Source organism: Pseudomonas ceruminis (assembly GCF_021602025.1).
GTDB lineage: Bacteria > Pseudomonadota > Gammaproteobacteria > Pseudomonadales > Pseudomonadaceae > Aquipseudomonas > Aquipseudomonas ceruminis.
Map to the genome: position 1 here is coordinate 1 of NZ_BQHW01000018.1, position 16271 is coordinate 16271.

Sequence of the window (16271 nt, forward strand, 5' to 3'; positions counted from 1 at the left end):
CTCCTTGCGGGTTTGCTTGCGCTTGCCAGCGTACTCGGCGTCGGCGAAGGTCATCTGCTTCATCGGGAAACTCGGTGGGTGGGGTCGCGGTATTTTGCCAAATCAGAAAGTCTTTTTCAGAGTTTCCCTAGGCTGACAAGCCAAGCGCTGGATCGCAACCATCCATCACCTTATCCAGCTAGATCTGCCTCCTCCAATAAGTGCCGCACAAATCCCGGCGGGTGCAGATTTCCGGGAGGTTTGCGCCAGATCAGTTGGAGACGCTTTTCAAGCCCCGGGATGGGAAGAGCTACCAGCGCGCCACTGCGAACTTCGTCTTGTACTGCGGAAGCCATCACCAACGACACGCCGAGTCCCGCCCTCACTGCTTGTTTGACTGCCTCGGTGCTGCCTAGCTGCATACCGCTGCGAGGCACGCCCAGTTCGCCAAAGTATTCGGTCAGAAGCCGTCCGGTACCGCTACCCGGTTCACCTCCCAGCATCGGCAGGTCCACCAGACGATCACGTTCTATGCACCCTGCTTCAGCCAGCGCATGGTCGGGGCTGACGATAAGCACCAGCGGCTCGACCCGCCAGAGGCGGTGTTCGAAGTCGGGGTGAGGTAGCCACCATTCCATGATCGCGGCGTCGAGCTGGCCCGCCAGTAGCTGGTCGGCCACATCCGGGTTGGCGGCGATGCGCAGATCCACCTCGCCCCTCTCATTTGCGGTCGTCAGATAGTTGCGCACGAATGGCTGGAGAAGGTAGGTGCCGATGTTGGAGCTGGCCCCGACGCGCTCACGATTGCCATGCAGGGCTTCTAGCGCCCGGGCGTGCATGTCGAGCAAGGCGGTCGCATGCGGCATGAAGGCCAGCGCCCGTGTGGTAGGCTGGCAGCCGCTACGACTGCGCTGCACCAGCGTTACGCCGACCTGCTCTTCAAGCTTCTGCAAGTGCTGCGACACCGTCGGCTGGGCCAGCCCCAACGCCCTCGCCGCGCTCTGAAAACTGCCTGTTTGAACGATCGCTACCAGGCTCTTCAGCCAGACCGGATTCAACATGCGGCAGGCTCGGCCTTGGGCAGACGGTTCGCAGCGTTGATTGGGCGCGCACCTGCCAATGCCTGGATGATGTTCTGCGCTGCACAACGTTCAATCTCCAGGCGCACCGCGCGCACTGCCGACCCTATGTGCGGAGTGAACAGCGTATTCGGATGCGCGAGCAGCGCAGGATCGATCAGCCGCGGCCGGTCCGCGCGAGCCCAGTCTTCCATTTCGAATACATCCGCCGCATACCCGCCGAGCTGGCCTCGCTCAAGCGCCGCGAGCACGGCGGCTTCATCCACTACCGAACCACGACAGGGGTTTACAAGCAGAGCGCCCGGCCGTACGAGGGCAAGCAGCTCGGCGTTGACCAGATGCTGGGTATCGGCATTCAAGGGAAGCGCCAGCAGGATGAAGTCCGAGCTGGCGAAGAGTTCGCTGCACGCCACCCGGCGCAGGCCGAGCCGTTGCTCGGTTTGTGTATCCAGAGCCTTCGCCTCGTGGTACTGCAGGGTCGCGCCCCATCCCTGCAAGCGATCAGCCATGGCCAGTCCGATGGCGCCCATGCCAAGGATGCCGACCGTAGCGTTATCCAGCCCCGTGCCGTAGAACTGTGGTTGCCAGCCCTGGAACTTGCCAGAGCGGACGAACGCATCTGCTGCCCGCAGATGCCGCCCCAGCCCCACCGCCAGTCCGATCGCCAGCTCGGCAGTCGGGACCGTCAACAGATCAGGCACGAAGGTCAGCCAGACCCCGCGGGCAGTACAGGCGTCCACATCGAAATTGTCGAAGCCCTTGAGCGCGCAGCCGACTACACGCAGCTCAGGGCAGGCTTGAAGAAAGTCTGCATCGACCCGATCGGGCATGAACGCCATCATCGCCTGAGCATCGCGGCAGCGGCGCAGAATTTCCTCGCGCGGCAGCGTGCTGTCGGTCTGGTTGGTCATCAGCTCGCAATGTGGCGCCAGCAGTTGCAGGATCTCATCGTGTACTCGGTGAGTTATAACGAGTTTCGGCAGCATGGTTTGTCCTATTTGAAACGTTTGCGCAGCACGCCACTGAAGGCGTCTACTAGCGTGACCATGGCCAGGATGACCAGCAGGATTGCTGCAACCTCCTGGTACTGCATGATGCGCAGCGAGCCCATGAGTTCGAAGCCGATACCGCCGGCGCCAACCATGCCCATCACGGTGGAGGCGCGAAAGTTGTATTCCCAGCGGTAGATCGCCACGTCGGCGAACTGCGGCGTCACCTGTGGCAAAACCGCGTGCAGCAGCACTTGCATCGGCGTAGCCCCCGCCGCCCGAGCGGCTTCCACCGGCGCTTCGTCGACGTGCTCGATGGCCTCGGCGAAGAACTTGCCGACCATGCCGACCGAATGCAGACCCAGGGCAAGCACGCCCGGCAAGGCGCCGAACCCTACGGCTGCAACGAAGATGATGCCCATGATCAGCTCCGGCACCGACCGCAGGGCATTGAGCAGCACCCGGGCAACACCGAACACAAGGGGGTGCGGCGCCGTATTGCGCGCTGCAACGAAGGCCACCACCAGCGAGAACACCACTGCGATGGCCGTACCGGCGATGCTCATCGCCAAGGTGTCGATCAAGGGGCGAATCCAGCTTCGATAGCCCGAAAAGTCTGGCGGCATGGCCTCGCCTGCCAGGGTCGCGATGGAGGGCAGCCCGTTCAGCAGCGTGGTGGCATCGAGCAGCCCCACGTACCAGCAGGCCAACAGCACCACTCCGAATACAATCGCCACCTGCCCCAGCTGGCGCCACCAACCGAGGCCGAAGCCTCGAAGGATGTGCTCGCGTTGCTCTGCAGGCAGCGCCTGCACGTCGTAATGAGTAGACATATCGGTGCTCACATCGTGGCGAAGTCGAGGCCGAGCAGCGATCCCATGTTGCGGATCACATCGTAGTCGGCGTCGGTGATTGGCGCGAAGGCCTCGGCCTTGAAGTTGCGCAGCACTTCGGGATCGTCGATACCGACGAATACATCCCGCACCTTGGTTTTCAGCTCGGGGCTCAGGTTCGAGCGCATCGCCCAGGGGTACTGGGGGTATTCGCCGCTGTAACCAAGTACTTTCACCTTGCTCGGATCGATTAGGCCACGTTCGACTGCGTGATTGAAAATTACCTCCGACAGCCCACCCGCATCGGCGTTGCCGTTCGCCACGTTGACGGCAACGGCGTCATGCGTGCCCACAAAATGTTGTTCGTAGTCCTGCCCACCCGTCAAACCGGCCGTCTCAAGAAGCACGGCTTTGGGAATCAAATGGCTGGACGTCGATGCCCGGTCACCATAGGCCATCTTCTTGCCCTTAAGGTCGGCATACTCATTCACGCCTGACGCCACATTGGCGATAATCACCGAGCGATAGGTCGGCTTGCCGTCGATGACCATGGCAGCGAAGGGCTCGATGTCGCTTTTGCTTTTGGCCATGACGTAGGACAGCGGACCGAAATACGCCAGGTCGATACGGCCAAAGCGCATCGCCTCAATCATCGAGGAATAGTCGGTGGTTACGATCAGCTGCACCTTCTTGTCCAGATGCTCTTCCAGATAATCCTTCAGCGGCTGGTTACGCTTGATCAGCTCGGAGGCGTTTTCGTCCGGCAGCAGGGCAACCTTTAGCACATCCGGATCGGCATCGGCCGCTAGGGCGGACAAACTTGAAACAGCGGACAGCAAGCAAGTCAATAAGAGCGCGGATAAGCGTTTCATCGGGACATCTCCAGTGAAGGTTCGAGCATGACAGGTGGTTCAGCCGGAGCATTCGCTGGCTGAGTCGTAGAGCGGCCTGCATAGATGCGCTCAAGCTGCGCATCGGTGAGTTCCGAGGGCGCGGCATCGAAAACGATCTGAGAATCGGCCAGCCCGACGACGCGATCGGCGAAGCGGCGGGCATATTCGAGTTGATGCAGCGAAACGATGGCGGTGATGCCGTCTTCCTTGCAGATGTCGCGCAGCAATCCGAGAACACGGACCGAAGTGGCCGGGTCGAGACTGGCTACCGGCTCATCGGCCAGAATGATCGCCGGCTGTTGCGCTAGCGCACGCGCGATGCCTACCCGCTGCTGCTGGCCACCGGACAGTTTGTCCACCCGGCTTAGCGCCTTGTCTGCCAGACCGACCCGAGCGAGGCAACTGAGCGCAATCTCCTGATCGGCACGCGGCAGAGGAAACAGCGAGCGGAGCGTGTTGTGAAAGGCCAGCCGACCGGTAAGCACATTAGCCAGTGCGCTTTGACGTTCGATTAGCTGGTGGTGCTGAAAGATCATGGCGGTACGCCGACGATGCTGACGCAAGGCCGAGCCGCTGCCGAGTTCACCGAGTTCGCTGGTGACACTGCCGCCAGTGGGCGTGACGAGTCGATTGAGACTACGGAGCAAGGTCGACTTGCCTGCGCCCGAGAGACCAAGCAGCACGGTGAACTCACCACGCCGAAATGCAATCGAGGTATCGCGTAGGGCTGTCACGCCGCCTGGATAGACGACGCTCAACCGGTCGACCCGCAGCACGGCGTCCTGTATCGGATGGGGCGTCATTTGATCACCTTTCGCAATATTGCTGGCCGCACAATTGCGGTTCGCGATGCAAAGGGTAGAAATTCCTTGTTACCGCACTGCTTCTAAAGGATGACATTTCGATGAATACTTCGAATCTGCCGTAGCGGGGCGGCAAGCGAAGCCGTGGAAGAACGGGCGCAACGTAGCGTCTTTCTTCACGCGGGATACAGGAGGCTTTGATTGATACTGCTGCGGATTCGCTACAGTAACGTTGGGCCAGAACGTAATGCCATCCAAGCAAGAGAGCGCACACTAGCGGACTATAGGAGACATTCTATTCTTGCCCGTCGATTGACCTAGGCCGTTATGTGGCTGGTCGAAACCTTCAGGTGCCGCCCAACTAGACGTCTGTTGTCGCGCCCAGCTTAATGCTAGGGAAACTCTGAAGAAGACTTCCAGATTTTGGCAAAATACCCGGATTCCACCCACCGAGTTTCCCGATGAAGCAGATGACCTTCGCCGACGCCGAGTACGCCGGTAAGCGCAAACAAACCCGCAAAGAGTTGTTCCTGATCGAGATGGATCGGGTGGTGCCGTGGAAGGGTTTGATTGCCTTGATCGAGCCGCATTATCCCAAGGGTGAAGGCGGTCGTCCGGCCTATCCGCTGATGGCGATGCTGCGCGTGCACCTGATGCAAAACTGGTTCGGTTACAGCGATCCAGCGATGGAAGAGGCGCTGTACGAGACCACCATCCTGCGCCAGTTCGCGGGGCTGAGCTTGGAGCGTATCCCCGATGAAACCACCATCCTCAACTTCCGTCGTTTGCTGGAGAAGCACGAACTAGCCGCCGGCATCTTGGCTGTCATCAATGGCTATCTGGGCGACCGAGGGCTGTCGCTGCGCCAAGGCACGATCGTCGATGCCACGCTGATCAATGCGCCGAGTTCGACCAAGAACAAGGACGGTAAGCGCGACCCGGAAATGCATCAGACCAAGAAGGGTAACCAGTACTGTGTGTCACGAACACAGGTCAGATGACCTGTGCTGCTGTGCCGAAGATGGAAGTAGGCCTTCTGAAGTCGGCTTGCAGGAGCGGACTTCAAACCACCCGGTGCTGCTGCATCCAAAAGGTGTGGTGGTGAGCGACCGAGGAAAAGTCATCCCTGAGGATGGCAGGTGAGTATGGAGAAGATGAGCGAAAGCAAACCGTCCGATGACGCATCGTTATGCCCAAGGTGCTGCCGAAACTGAGGTGGAGTACTGGCTTCAGGACAAGTCGGGGCGTTTGTAGTGGTCTAATGAAACCGGACACTCATTTAGGCGAGAATGCTCGCCATATCGAGGTGTCAGATGACCAAGCAACGTCGTGTCTTTTCCGCTGAATTCAAACGCGAGGCTGCTGACCTCGTACTCAAACAAAATTACAGCTGCATCGAAGCCAGTCGTTCACTCGGCATTGGCGAGTCGGCCCTGCGCCGTTGGGTCAGTCAGCTTCTGCAGGAACGCACAGGCGTCACCCCGCAGAGCAAGGCGCTCACCCCAGAGCAGCAAAAGATCCAGGAACTGGAAGCCCGAATCGCCCGTCTTGAACGAGAGAAATCGATATTAAAAAAGGCTACCGCGCTCTTGATGTCGGAAGATCTCGAGCGTTCGCACTGATCCATCAGCTAAGCGCCCATGAACCTGTTGACTGCTTGTGCGAGGTGTTCGAAATCACCCGTTCGACTTACTACGCCCATCACCTCAGGCGGCGTTCTCCGGGCGTTGAGAGAATTCGATTACGCAGTCGAGTCAACGAACTGTTCACCCAGAGCCGAAACGCTGCTGGCAGCCGAAGTATCGTGTCGATGATGCAGGATGATGGCGAGCAGATCGGGCGTTTCAAGGTGCGAGGCTTGATGCGGGAACTGGGGTTGATCAGCAAGCAGCCTGGCTCGCATGCCTACAAAAAAGCAACGGTCGAGCGGCCTGACATTCCAAATACACTGAATCGTAAATTCGATGTTCCCGAGCCAAACAAGGTTTGGTGCGGTGACATCACCTACATCTGGGCGCAAGGGAAATGGCACTACCTGGCCGTGGTTATGGATCTCTATGCTCGCCGGATAGTGGGCTGGGCGTTATCAGGAAACCCGGATGCTGACTTGGTCACCAAAGCACTGGATATGGCCTATGAGCAACGCGGGAAGCCTCAAGGGCTGCTGTTTCATTCGGATCAGGGATCGCAATATGGAAGTCGCCACTTCCGTCAGCGTCTGTGGCGGTACCGCATCAGCCAGAGCATGAGTCGCCGGGGCAATTGCTACGACAACTCGCCGATGGAGCGAGTATTTCGCAGCTTGAAAACCGAGTGGATACCTTCAGTGGGTTATATGTCGGTTCAGCAGGCACAACGAGACATCAGTCATTATTTGATGCATCGCTACAACTGGATACGGCCTCATCAATTTAATGGCGGGCTAACGCCGGCTCAGGCCGAGAAAAAACTTAACGTCGTGTCCGGGATTAGTTGACCACTACAGTTACCTGCTTACGGACCCGATGGCAGCCGGTGTATAGGCGGCATGATCTTCATACAGGCTTTGGTACGGAACGTGAGAACCTTGTTCCAGATGCGAAGGAAAATGACAAATGGCCAACACCATGAGGAAGAATACCGATGCTGGAACGAGGGGCGGAGCCTCCCGTAGTAGCGATGAAGCCTCTGTAATGGAGGTGGAGCGAAGGGGCGGCGTTATCCGGCCGACGAGCGTTGCCAACCTCCGGGGATGAGTGGCGTGAGCTCGGCGAAACCTTATGACATAGCGAAACGCACGGTATGGGACGCCTACCAGCAGGTCAGGGCCAACCGCGGTGCTGCCGGCATCGACGATGAAACCATCGCCGATTTCGAGCGGGATCTGTCTAAGAATCTCTACAAGCTGTGGAATCGGATGTCGTCGGGGTCGTACTTCCCGCCTCCGGTCAAGCAAGTAGAAATTCCCAAGGCATCGGGAGGCACGCGCAAGCTGGGAGTGCCCACGGTTGGTGATCGTGTCGCGCAAACCGTGGTCAAGCTTCTCATCGAGCCGGAGCTGGACTCGATCTTCCACTCGGACTCCTATGGGTACCGGCCGGGACGATCAGCGAAGCAGGCGGTGGCGATCACGCGTGAGCGCTGCTGGCGATACGACTGGGTGGTGGAGTTTGATATCAAGGCAGCCTTCGATCAGATCAATCATGGGTTGCTGATGAAGGCGGTGCGCCTGCACATCAAGGAGGACTGGATACTTCTGTACATCGAGCGGTGGCTGGTTGCGCCGTTCGAAACGGATCACGGTATGCGCGTCCGACGCGAACGCGGCACCCCGCAAGGTGGAGTGATCAGTCCCCTCCTGATGAATCTGTTCATGCACTATGCCTTCGACACCTGGATGCAACGTACCAGCCCCAACTGCCCGTTTGCCCGCTACGCCGATGATGCGGTGGTGCACTGCCGCAGTCGAAAGCAAGCGGAGTACGTGATGCGCTCCATTGCTTCACGGCTGGCTGCCTGTGGCTTGACGATGCACCCCGAGAAATCGAAGGTCGTGTACTGCAAGGACAGTAACCGTCGCGCAGGTTATCCGCATGTGAGCTTTACCTTCCTCGGCTTCACCTTTAGGCCGAGGAAGGCGCTCAGCAAACAAGACCAGCTCTTCACGAGCTTCCTTCCGGGAGCGAGTGCGGATGCCTTAAAGCGGATGCGGCAAGCGGTACGCAGGTGGCGACTCAATCGCCAAACCCACGTGACGCTGGTCGACGTGGCTCGGCTCTACAATCCAGTGATACAGGGGTGGTCGCAATACTATGGCTCGTTCTATCGGACAGCCATGCTTGGCATCTTCCAGCACATTGACCGCGCGCTTGAACGCTGGGCCCGACGAAAATACAAGGCTCTTCATAGGCGCAAGCGGCGCATTAGCCAATGGCTGGACAAGATGCGGACTGTGGTACCCCGGCTGTTTCATCACTGGCGAGTGACCGGGCAGCAAGGTTGGATAACGGGAGCCGTATGACGCGAGAGTGTCACGTACGGTTCTGCGAGCGGCTGCGGGGGCAGTTCCCGCGGCCGACTCACCACTTCGGCATGAAGGCGCACATCGGTGTCGATGATGAGTCGGGCTTGGTGCACAGCGTGGTGGGCACGGCGGCCAACGTGGCCGATGTCACCCAGGTCGATAAGCTGCTGCACGGCGATGAGAACATGGTCGGTGCCGACGCGGGTTACACCGGCGTCGAGAAACGCCCTGAACATGAAGGCCGGGGGGTCATCTGGCAGATCGCCGCCCGCCGTAGTACTTACAAGAAGCTTGATAAGCGCAGTGCTTTGTACAAAGCCAAGCGCAAGATTGAGAAGGCCAAGGCTCAGGTACGAGCCAAGGTCGAGCATCCGTTCCGGGTGATCAAGCGCCAGTTCGGTTATGTGAAGGTGCGCTTCCGTGGTCTGGCGAAGAACACGGCGCAACTGATGACGCTGTTCGCGCTGTCGAACCTGTGGATGGCGCGCCGACATTTACTGGCGAATGCAGGAGAGGTGCGCCTGTAATGTGGAAAATGGCTGCCGCGAGGTGCTCGCGGCGGCTAAAAACACAGAAATAAGCGGGTGATCTGAGCGTTTTTGATCGATTTGCCGCTTTTAAAATCGGCAGGGGCTGAAGTCAGCCAGAAATACACAACTACTTCAGACCATCCCTAAAGCCATAGAATATTTTCCTACTCAATGCCGAGGCCTGAAATTGGTCCTCTCCTATGGGCTTAGCCCGCGAGGCGGGCTGATAAGCGGTGGCGTATCCTGACAGTTCTCACTCATCGCCGGGGGGTAGATTGACCATCACACCAATTTTCAATTTAGTGCCGTACCCACCTACCAATTTGGCTCTGAGCTGGAAACATGAAACACCGTGAATTCCTTGGTCCCCAATCTGTGCGACAAAACTGGCTGCCGCCTCTCTCGGCAGATAGCCCACTTTGAACCCATCTATGAAAACTGCACATGCGTTGGCGTCATGGGGGTTGTTAGGTTCGGTCACAATGAACGCTTCAAAGTCATTATCCTCGGCCAAGCATCTGGAGTTCCTGAGTGTTCTCAAAGCCGCCTGATAATGCGACTCTCCAACGATGTCGAACCCAATATCCCTAGTGCCTTTGATTCTGCCCGTAAGCGGTGGAATCTCAACTCTTTCTGGGCAAGGGAGTGCCTTACTGCGAGTCGGCTTTTGTTCGAGCTCAGCGTTTGGACTGCCTGGCTTTTGTCCGGTGCGACCAAGAAGGTGGGCACTGCGTTCTTCGGTCGATAGCAAACGACGCTCACCTGCAGCGTTAAGTGGCGATACGAACCCATCAAACTCCATGGCTTCAATAAATCTAGCTGCCCGGTTGTACCCGATTTTCAGATGCCGCTGGACCCCACTGATGGAAGCTCGCCTGGCATCTAGTACGAAGCTGATTGCCTGGATGTATAGCGGGTCGCCAATATCGCTGTAAGAGCCAATGACCGCTGGCTTGGGTGGCTCGTTGCGAGGTGGTCTAGGGCGCGATGTAGGTTGAGGTATGTCATTGGTGCGTGAGAAATGAAACAACCTATCAAACCAAGACATATCGATTTCCTTGAAGGCCCGGCGAACCGGGCGGGATTTCTGTTCAACCAATGTAGCCTGTAGGATCTACACGGTGGATGCCATTTCTTCCAGTGCTGCCGCACAGCGTTTGTCGGAGCTGCTTACCGTGACCGGCCCATTCATCGTCATGCCCATCGAGCTGACGCTTGCCAGCCAGAACGCCGCACACGCTGGAATCTGGGTGGTTAAGTCCGTGCAATTACCCACCGAACCTTGGCTGAACTCGTGCGAGCTCCCGCTCCAACTCCCTTACCCGCTCATACAGTTGCAGATTCTGTGTAAGTACAACATCTCGCTGGTGACAGGCAACTTTTAACTCATCCTCCAGCACAGCTAGCTTGTCCTGTACCCGCTTAATTGCTTGCGCCTTGGGCGAACGAGTTGTTTTACTGGACGCGGCCTCTACCCGATAAGCCTCAATCCGTGCAATTAGGGGTTGATGGATTCTTCGTGACTTTTTCAGATAGCCACGATCGAATCCTGCTTCCACACTGACAATGCCAGCCGTAATTTTCGATGAGTCAATACCAACATGCTCTGAAACAACCGGCGCACCATCTACAAGGCGGTTAAAAGCTTCCTCGCAGACAATCACCCCCCTACTAACCCCATCTTTAGCCTTCATCGCTCAACCCTTCTAGTCTCAATCACACGAGCCTGAAAGCTCACGAGTTTGTCCAGATCGATTTTTGTTATTTGATACTCAACAGAATTTTTTTCATAGGACGCAATTTCGGAATTCATTGTTACAATAGCATCAGCTATTTTTTCCGACTTTATTATTGCTCCTTCACACGACAAGCACTCAACAAAGTCGCCGAGCAGGAAAGAATCGCATCTACCTACTTTCGTGCAACCGCCTAAAAGAGTTGAACGGTAGTAAAGCTCTCCGTTCTTAACCCTGCTAAGGGTTTCAGCGCGGACATCTTCCACGCACAACTCCCCGCTCTCTACTCGAGCTTTTTGCTTCTCCATATAGGACCCGGTGCCACCAAAGAGTGATGTCTCCTTACCAAGCAAATCTGCTAGAAGCTGATTTGCCACAGCCATGGGCATTCCCACCTGAAATTCCAAGGCAACATGCGACGCGGGCAGAACAAACTCGTTCTTTTTTACGTCGAAATAGCCAAAAATAGTTTTCAGGTTTTCGAAATTGTTCGCGTAATACCGAGTCATCTGAATCGTCATATGTTTGTACTGCGACTTCAAGCTCGGCAACGACACAAAGCCACTACTACTTGCATAAAATGCCAATGAGCGTCGTAATTGATGAGAACTTATTGGCCATGGCTTGCCTAAAGCGTATCTATTATCACTAGAGTAGTCACGTTCCGGATCACTTAGCGTGAGCTCTCGCAGATCAGCTGACTGGATCAAAATACCTCTAGACCAATTCATTTCCCGTGCACGCTTATCCAACCTACCAACCCCAACCTCCGTGTCTTCATGAAGCAAAATTGCAGAGTTTAGAAACAAGGGGCATTTCTCGGGATTATCAATTCTGTATAATACACAAAGGCCTCGACAAATAGCTTGCGCTACCTTTATGGCTTTGATCACTTCTTCGGTGGCCAGCCAGGACTCCTCCTTTCTATAACCCTCGAACTTGGTAGTAGTAGAAATGATACTGATCATCCTAGCGCTATCTCGCACTGAGCCATGATCATCCACAGTCTCGGATACAGCTACCTCTTGACTTAGACAGTTATAGGATAATCGGAGTACTTCCTGATCCCGCATGCCGGTGTAGAGATGAATAATAGTTTTTACTACACATTGCATTGCCATTAACGACCTAGATAATTGTCTTCGGTCTGAGCAGGCGAACTCGTCACTCATGATCTTGCTCAGACCATGGCTTTTGAGTGCTTGCTCAAACGTAGGCCTACGATGCTTTTCCCCGCCAGCACCACGCGTCCTTTGTTGGTTTTTTGAACGCCCGTAAAAAAAGTCAGCAAAGCAAGCAATAAAATTCTCAATCCCGTCGAGCCCTAGGTACAGTTGATCAAGAAAATTTCCCAGTTGATTAATAATACCAAGATATATATGGGTTGGTATAACTGGATGCTGCATACTTTTCGTTCGACCAAACTCCAGATCGTTTGAACTTATAACCTTGTATCCTAACCGCTGCTCACCAATGGTGAGCAAGTGATTTAAAAGCCCTCTAAACGTTCTATTGAAATTTGTTCTTTTGTTATTCTGAGAAACAAAAACTGCGAAATACACTGGTGTTATCAGCAACTGCCGCATCGACAAAACACCTACCAACGGCTTATTTTTTTGATCAAAGCAAAACCGAGCAGCAATACGAAACTCTACAAAATATTGCAAAAGTGTTGATGGTGATAGCCTACCGACACGTCCGGACCCGGCACTGTAAATCAGACAAAACAGGATATACTTAACTTCCGCGATCAACGCTTCTTGCTCAGGACCGCCCTCAGCAAAGATAGAATTAAAATTCAGTGCCATTATTTTTTTTGCGCTCAACCTGTATGGGTTGAAGTCCCAGGCATCATCTCCATAAGTAGCAGTCGGCTTGCCGTTCTTATCTCGACAAAGGACGAAATCAGCAGAAGGTGCGACAGTAGAATTGCCCAGAGCATCTGGAGCAACTGAGTCTGACTTGTCAGAGCTTATAAATAGCCCACTCACATATCCAGCACTCAAAATACGACTCCCATTTTTTCATAGCGCTGTAATCGATTTTCCCAAAACGGAGTTAACTCACCCAATACGTTAACTTTACGCCTTATCAGGACAGTCAATTCGGCGCTTGTAGCCGAACGACCTCCAATTACTCCAATAATGAACTCAATACGAATCATCAAGTCTTTAAATAACGTGTCGGCATGATGTAAGTCGGGCGCCGCGCTGCGAACCGCATTAATTACGAATTGCAAACTGAAAAGCTTATGTAAATCTTCTTCATCTGAGTGACAGACATAGTGCTTGCAGTACAGGCATCCGTATTGCGTTTTGCAACTGGGCTGAATCACTACCACCGGATCTATCGGTGAGGGGTTGTTAAAGTCATCACAGTGCCCAGTAGCCGTAGCGAAGGAGTCGGCACCTCTCCGCTCGCGTATGACCGATGCGGCCTTGCGAACAGACTGCCAATAACTACCAAACTCGCTCTCCTGCTGCTCGATAGACGTTTGTACGTAATCAGACACATTGGTGGAAACCGTATGATTCATGACATCTGCAACCGTTGTCGGTGAAAGCCCTAGCCCATGCAGTACAACACTCTTGAATTTCCTTACGGCTCTGGAGCTAATATTCGGACAGTCCGGATCAAGATAGATGCCACTGATCGTTTTATAAAAAACGCTAGAAAACGCCTGCGGCAGTTGCGTACACCCTCCTGTATACCCACCACATTTATTCATATTGAAAAACATTTTGCCGAAGGTTTCTCCATTCAAAATCCATGCTCTAAGCTTGAGATATCCCCTCAAGAGGCTTAGTCCGTTTTGCTTTCCGATGGCGTATCGAGTTTTCTTACCGCCCGCCCTAAATTTAATAGCAGAGAATTCTTTTTTAACCAGAGACTTCTCAAGAGCTGTATCTTCTTCATAATCAAACTGCACGAACTCTGCTGGTGAAGCACCAGTAATTACAAGAAAAATGCAAGCGTACGCCTTGGCAGCTAGAGCCGCCAATCGAAGTCGCTGTTCGTGCCTAGGATCACAGTTGGCTGACTTGAAATTATCTAAGGCGCCATCCACTGCTCGGCGAACTGCGGAACGCCTTACATAAGCACCGTCACCCACAAGGGAATCTATATACTCTTCAATTGTAGAAATTCGGCGAGCAGAATAATTATAAACATGAAGCTTTCTTTCTATGTAAGGACTGAACACTCCTTTATTAGATGGAAAAATAACGACTTGGCAATTATCGTACTCGACAACACATGGAAACGGATTTTCACCTATTACAAACTCGCTCAGGTTGCGGGCGAGTGCGACACATGCTTTCAAGTAAATCTCAACATGCTGCTCCCTCGGTGGTTTAACCCCACCTCTATTAAACCTAATCCGGATAGCATTGCCGATTATATATCTGGACTCTTCGGGAAAGCGCAGAACAATGAGCCTGATGAAAGCTCGTTGAAAATTACAAGCACTAACCGGAACAATTTTGCCTACAGCAATTAAATGATTAAGATGCTGCGTATAACTCTGATACGCAGTTATTGTTGAACTCGCCGTCGAAAATACATCAGTGTGGTTATTGGTATCACACCAAGTCAGCAATTGCGCAAAATACCTACACTCACTATGGATGGTTCTGTGATTACCCATAACGGCGAACGATGCTATTATTCTCCTAATCAATTCGAGCCGATCTTTGAAAAGTGACATTTCTACAACCGGATTACATCGACTATCAATATGGCTCTTATTTCTCCCGCGCTCCACATAAGCAAAGCAGCCTATATCAATAGGCAACGCCTTTACGTCCTTATTGAGTTGTATACGAATTCGCTCAGGCCGCAAAAACTCCTGACTGAGTTGCGCTACCGTAAAAATATCGGTTTCACGATGAGTCATTTTTGCTTGCGCATCACTCATCGAGCGTCTCCAATTTCAAATCTTCATAACTTCCAAAGCGAAACAGCACCTCTTCATACAGTTCTTGCGCTGCAAACTTTTCAGAGTGCATCTTGAAGAGCTTAAGGTAATGTTCAGTCATTTCTCTATTTTTATGATGCAATCGGTGCTGAATAAAAGAAATCTCTTCCCCTGGGCGAATCTGACCGGACGCCAAAAGTGGTAACAGATGCTGATAGAGCTGAAAAGCATAAGTCGCCCGAAGCCAGTGGTAAGAAAAACTTTTTGGAAACTTATCAGATGCTTTGACCAACAGCTTGCGCGTGATGGTATCTGTAACCTGACCAGTCGGCCGGGATTTAATCATTGGATAGCGAGGATCGTCTTTTGCCATGTAATAGCATCCCCCTTGGTCAGACAGGAATACGTACATATCACCTTCATCCAAAGCGGGGAGTTCAGGATACTCTTTTTCAAAATGGCTCCGCAGCTTTGAGCGTCGCTTGGCCGCCGCTGGACTATTAGCCATAACCTTTAATTCTTCAACTAGCTGGCTAGGCAAATATAGTTGCTGGCTTCTATCTCGCTTCGTATCCATACCCGTGCCCGGACCTGCACGCATTAGATAAGTACCGTCGTTCAGCAAATTTCCTTCTGTAAATGAATTCAAATGCTTCAGTCGCATTGTCAGAACTGTTTGTTTTCGTGCACCTGTCATCAATGCAGTCAGTAGAATAAGTCGTTGTTGGACCGTCCATCCTTTGCCCTTCAACATACCCAACAATTCGCCAAGCTCAACATTGGCCAATGGCCGGAGGTCTTCACCGTCCTCCCGAACAAACCCAATTGGCACAGGGCTAGAAGCCGGCGTCGATTTAGTTTGACTGCGTTTTTCGGCAGTTATTAATTTGCTACCGAATGAGCCTTTAAATAGGAACTGAACCTTCTTAACTGAATCAACACGTTCGATGTCGATGTCATGCCAATTAGCCGCCACATATTTATAAAAATCGAATACCACTCCAGTGAATTGATTGATGACTGCCGCGCTACGTTTTCCTTCGTTAACCAAATGAGCGAAATATTTGTATGTAGGGCGCAAAGCAGGACGACGGCCAGAGAAATCCAGCCAATCAAGCGCTTCATCTTCACAAAAGGTCAGATAATCAAGCAATTTGCTGGCCCGACGACGAACATCATCTATGGGTCTGCCAACAAGAGGTTTATGCCTCACATGATTCAGCAAGTACGAATTCGCTTCGAACCAGGGTCTGCCATCCCTATGGAAAAGGAACGGGAAATTGAAAAGGTCTCCCTCGCCCTCCTGCGCCCCGAACTCATTGAGTTGATAAAGCGTTCTCGATGGCTCAGACGCCGCAAGCAAATTCTCGATAGCACCACGTGGCTTTTGAGAGACGTAAATCTCTGCAAAGGCATTCCGAACGCGCGGAACAAGCACCAAACGGCCGTGGTATCGCGGATTCACATAGGACATATCCACTCCCTAGAGAAATCGTCAATCCTATGAGGC

Annotated in this window: 12 protein-coding genes and 2 pseudogenes; 4 read left to right on the top strand and 10 right to left on the bottom strand. The window is 53.6% G+C overall.

What is annotated here, in order from left to right:
* Positions 1-170: 170 nt before the first annotated feature.
* The 5 genes from L6D80_RS19310 to phnC are packed head-to-tail and all read right to left on the bottom strand — an operon-like array spanning position 171 to position 4576.
* Positions 171-1040 carry a LysR family transcriptional regulator gene (locus tag L6D80_RS19310; RefSeq protein WP_010466239.1) on the bottom strand — a complete coding sequence of 290 codons (870 nt, stop codon included), beginning with the start codon at positions 1038-1040 and terminating at the stop codon, positions 171-173.
* A complete protein-coding gene (gene ptxD / locus L6D80_RS19315; RefSeq protein ID WP_003127732.1) occupies positions 1034-2044 on the bottom strand; it encodes a phosphonate dehydrogenase PtxD in 1011 nt (336 codons plus the stop codon). Before ptxD ends, L6D80_RS19310 begins: the two co-directional genes overlap by 7 nt.
* A gap of 8 nt (positions 2045-2052) precedes the next feature.
* Complete coding sequence (phnE, locus tag L6D80_RS19320) at positions 2053-2880, bottom strand: phosphonate ABC transporter, permease protein PhnE (protein WP_010466252.1); 828 nt, start codon at positions 2878-2880, stop codon at positions 2053-2055.
* An 8-nt stretch (positions 2881-2888) separates the two neighbouring features.
* Positions 2889-3752: a phosphate/phosphite/phosphonate ABC transporter substrate-binding protein gene (phnD, locus tag L6D80_RS19325; RefSeq protein ID WP_010562501.1), complete on the bottom strand. Its 864-nt coding sequence runs from the start codon at positions 3750-3752 to the stop codon at positions 2889-2891.
* Positions 3749-4576: a phosphonate ABC transporter ATP-binding protein gene (gene phnC / locus L6D80_RS19330; RefSeq protein ID WP_003118432.1), complete on the bottom strand. Its 828-nt coding sequence runs from the start codon at positions 4574-4576 to the stop codon at positions 3749-3751. The genes phnD and phnC overlap by 4 nt, the downstream gene beginning before the upstream one ends.
* A 461-nt stretch (positions 4577-5037) precedes the next feature.
* On the opposite strand from phnC, the pseudogene L6D80_RS19335 reads away from it, so the two are divergent.
* From L6D80_RS19335 to L6D80_RS19350, 4 genes and pseudogenes are all read left to right on the top strand, one after another.
* Positions 5038-5550, top strand: a pseudogene (locus L6D80_RS19335) (IS5-like element ISPre1 family transposase); the annotation flags it as partial.
* A gap of 339 nt (positions 5551-5889) precedes the next feature.
* A protein-coding gene (locus L6D80_RS19340; protein WP_087148787.1) for an IS3 family transposase occupies positions 5890-7052 on the top strand; the annotation gives its coding sequence in 2 pieces (ribosomal slippage) (positions 5890-6145 and positions 6145-7052; 1164 coding nt in all).
* Between the two features lie 255 nt (positions 7053-7307).
* The gene (gene ltrA, locus L6D80_RS19345; protein ID WP_010466266.1) at positions 7308-8576 is read left to right on the top strand and encodes a group II intron reverse transcriptase/maturase; all 1269 of its coding nucleotides are present in this window, start codon (positions 7308-7310) and stop codon (positions 8574-8576) included.
* A 59-nt stretch (positions 8577-8635) separates the two neighbouring features.
* Positions 8636-9106, top strand: a pseudogene (locus L6D80_RS19350) (IS5 family transposase); the annotation flags it as partial.
* Between the two features lie 256 nt (positions 9107-9362).
* Here L6D80_RS19350 and L6D80_RS30370 read toward each other — a convergent pair.
* From L6D80_RS30370 to L6D80_RS19380, 5 genes are all read right to left on the bottom strand, one after another.
* Positions 9363-10157, bottom strand: a complete 795-nt coding sequence (locus L6D80_RS30370; protein ID WP_020301990.1) for a DNA translocase FtsK — start codon at positions 10155-10157, stop codon at positions 9363-9365.
* A 220-nt stretch (positions 10158-10377) separates the two neighbouring features.
* Complete coding sequence (locus L6D80_RS19365; protein WP_080761479.1) at positions 10378-10803, bottom strand: hypothetical protein; 426 nt, start codon at positions 10801-10803, stop codon at positions 10378-10380.
* On the bottom strand, positions 10800-12851 hold the full coding sequence (locus tag L6D80_RS19370) for an integrase (protein WP_227496825.1): 2052 nt from the start codon (positions 12849-12851) through the stop codon (positions 10800-10802). The genes L6D80_RS19365 and L6D80_RS19370 overlap by 4 nt, the downstream gene beginning before the upstream one ends.
* Positions 12848-14761, bottom strand: coding sequence for a hypothetical protein (locus L6D80_RS19375; protein WP_034139406.1), 1914 nt, complete (start codon positions 14759-14761; stop codon positions 12848-12850). Before L6D80_RS19375 ends, L6D80_RS19370 begins: the two co-directional genes overlap by 4 nt.
* Entirely contained in the window at positions 14754-16235 is a 1482-nt protein-coding gene (locus tag L6D80_RS19380) for a site-specific integrase (RefSeq protein WP_032904872.1), read from the bottom strand. Before L6D80_RS19380 ends, L6D80_RS19375 begins: the two co-directional genes overlap by 8 nt.
* Between the last annotated feature and the right edge of the window lie 36 nt (positions 16236-16271).